Genomic DNA, 1,664 nt, shown 5'->3' on the forward strand with positions numbered 1-1,664 from the left:
GCCCATGGCCGCCGCACCCGCCCCGGGGCGCGCACGGCGCGGGCTCGCAGCGCTGGTGGCGGCGGCGCTGCTGGTCCCGGCCGCGATCTTCGGCGCCGGCGCCTGGGTCGCCTGGCGCGCCACCTGGTCGGAGGTCGACCGCGAACTGGGCGCGGCAGCCGAGGCCGCCGCGGAATTCTCCCAGCGCGTGATCGAGAGCCACGCGCTTCTCGCCGCGCGCATCGCCGACAGCCTCGACGGCATCGACGACGCGGCGATCCCGGCCGTCGAGTCGCTGCTGCAGGAACGCCTCGCGCGGGTCGTCGAGGACGTGCCGCTGGTGCTCGATGTACTCGTGGTCGGCGCGGCGGGCGATGTGCTTCTGCGCACGGCCACGGCCCCCACCGCGATCCCCGTGGCCTACGGCCAGGGCTTCCTCGATGCGGTGAACGCGCCCGGCGCCGGCGAGATCGTCGTCGGCGCGGCCCACCGCGATCCGGCGAACCCGCTGCACGCCTTCAGCCTCGCACGGCGGCGCGACGGCACGCCGGGCGCCATCGTCATCCTTCTGCATGCCGGGCGCATGGGCGAACGGTTGGGCCGGCTGCTCGAAGGCCATGGTGCCTCCGTGGCGCTGCTGCGCAGCGACGGGCGCATCGTCGCGCGGCATCCGGCGATGCGCGAGGCACCGCCGCAACTGGCGCCCGACCGGCCGCTGATGCTGGCCCTCGCGGCGGGCCGGGAGGCCGGCCTGCTGGACGGCGAGACGCCGCGCGACGGCCAGCCCGTGCGCGTCGCCTTCCGGCGCGTCGAGGGTCGGACAGGCGTCGTCGTGGCCGTGGCGCAGCAGCGGGCCGGGATCGTCGCGCGCTGGCAGGCCTCGCTCATGCCGCTGCTGCTCGTGGCACTCCCGGCCACGCTTGCGCTCTGGGCCTTCGCCTGGATGGTGCACCGGCGGCAACAGGCGCTGGAGGCCACGCTCGAAGGGCTCGAGCAGCGCGTCGCGGAGCGCACGGCCTCGCTGCGCGAAGGCGAGGAGCGGCTGCGCCTCGCGATCGATGCCGGGCGGATCGGCACCTGGGAGGCCGACATCGCGACCGGAATCACCACGCGCTCGGGACGCTCCCTCGAGATCCTCGGCCTGCCGGCCGATGCCGAGCCCACGCTGGTCACGGAATGGGACGCGCGTATCCATCCGGCCGACCGCCACGGCGTGCGCACGGCTCGCGAGCAGGTGAGTAGCGGCGCGCAGCCCGGCTACCGGGTCGAATACCGCTACCAGCGCCCGGATGGCAGCTGGCGCTGGGTCGAGAGCACCGCCGCGGTGGTCCGCACGGACCCCGTCACCGGAAAGCCGCTGCGCCTGGCCGGCACCAACCGCGACATCACCGAGCGGCGCGAGGCCGAGGAACGCCGCGACCTGCTGACCAAGGAGGTGAACCACCGCGCGCGCAACACGCTCGCGATCGTGCAGGCCATCCTGCGCCTGACGCGCGCCGAGGATGCCGCGGGCTATGCCCGGCTGATCGAGGGGCGCATCGCCGCGCTGGCGCGCGCCCAGTCGCTGCTGGCGGCGGAACGCTGGACCGGCGCGCCGCTCGGCACGCTGCTGGCCGAGGAACTCGTGCCCTTCGGCGGCGCCGCGGAGGCGCGCACCGCCGCCGGCGCGCGCTTCGCGCTGGACG

General features: G+C 75.9%; 1 protein-coding gene. It reads left to right on the forward strand.

Annotated features, from left to right (window positions below):
• On the forward strand, window positions 1–1,664 hold a 1,664-nt coding region (locus tag HW578_RS26265; protein ID WP_198373653.1), incomplete at both ends, for an HWE histidine kinase domain-containing protein.

The organism is Roseomonas rosulenta (assembly GCF_016106005.1).
In the GTDB taxonomy this organism is placed as follows: Bacteria; Pseudomonadota; Alphaproteobacteria; order Acetobacterales; family Acetobacteraceae; genus Neoroseomonas; species Neoroseomonas rosulenta.